The sequence below is a fragment of the Psychrobacillus sp. MER TA 171 genome (assembly GCF_023713305.1).
In the GTDB taxonomy this organism is placed as follows: Bacteria; Bacillota; Bacilli; order Bacillales_A; family Planococcaceae; genus Psychrobacillus.
In genome coordinates this window covers 1-974 of sequence record NZ_JAMAWN010000055.1, presented here as the reverse complement: position 1 = coordinate 974, position 974 = coordinate 1, and the positions used below count along the sequence as shown (strand labels likewise).

Here is a 974-nt window from a genome sequence, read left to right as displayed (position 1 = left end):
TCTCCTGCGTGACAGGCAGGCATGTTAACCGCTACACCACGGGACCATTTGGTTGCGGGGACAGGATTTGAACCTGTGACCTTCGGGTTATGAGCCCGACGAGCTACCGAACTGCTCCACCCCGCGATAATATAAGTGTTGAAATTTAAATCAACTACGCATTTAGTGAGTTTTACGTCTTCCACGCTTTGCTTTCTTCGTGAAGCGATTTGCTCCACCCGCGACAATGCTAAGTGTGATTAAAATGGTGGAGGATGACGGGCTCGAACCGCCGACCCTCTGCTTGTAAGGCAGATGCTCTCCCAGCTGAGCTAATCCTCCGTAATGCTGGTTTAAAAATAAATGGTGACCCCTACGGGATTCGAACCCGTGTTACCGCCGTGAAAGGGCGGTGTCTTAACCGCTTGACCAAGGGGCCATTATGTATAAGAGAAATCTATCTGGCGGAGAGCAAGGGATTTGAACCCTTGAGACAGTGTTACCCGCCTACACGATTTCCAATCGTGCTCCTTCGGCCACTCGGACAGCTCTCCTAGAAATGGCTCCGAAGGTAGGACTCGAACCTACGACCAATCGGTTAACAGCCGATTGCTCTACCACTGAGCTACTTCGGAATAATATCCGCCTAGCGACGTCCTACTCTTGCAGGGGGAGACCCCCAACTACCATCGGCGCTGAAGAGCTTAACTTCCGTGTTCGGTATGGGAACGGGTGTGACCTCTTCGCCATCATCACTAGACCTGAATAATTACTGAAAGACATTTTCTATTATATCAACTATGTAGATTATTACAAGGGTTTTTTTAATAAAAAATTATTCTTTCAAAACTGAATAAACTGACATCTCAGAAACAAACAATTTGGTTAAGTCCTCGATCGATTAGTATTCGTCAGCTGCACGTGTCGCCACGCTTCCACCCCGAACCTATCTACCTCATCGTCTTTGAGGGATCTTACTTACTTGCGTAATGGGA

General features: G+C 47.8%; 5 tRNA genes and 2 rRNA genes. All 7 read right to left on the bottom strand.

Features of this window, described 5'->3' with window-relative positions:
• Positions 1-49: 49 nt before the first annotated feature.
• A tRNA-Met gene (locus M3627_RS20380) sits at positions 50-126 on the bottom strand.
• A gap of 119 nt (positions 127-245) precedes the next feature.
• Positions 246-321, bottom strand: a tRNA-Val gene (locus tag M3627_RS20375).
• A 22-nt stretch (positions 322-343) separates the two neighbouring features.
• Positions 344-418, bottom strand: a tRNA-Glu gene (locus tag M3627_RS20370).
• Between the two features lie 23 nt (positions 419-441).
• Positions 442-533, bottom strand: a tRNA-Ser gene (locus tag M3627_RS20365).
• 6 nt (positions 534-539) lie between these two features.
• Positions 540-614: transfer RNA gene (locus M3627_RS20360), tRNA-Asn, on the bottom strand.
• A gap of 9 nt (positions 615-623) precedes the next feature.
• A 5S ribosomal RNA gene (rrf, locus tag M3627_RS20355) occupies positions 624-739 on the bottom strand.
• A gap of 121 nt (positions 740-860) precedes the next feature.
• Positions 861-974: ribosomal RNA gene (locus tag M3627_RS20350) — 23S ribosomal RNA — on the bottom strand; the annotation flags it as partial.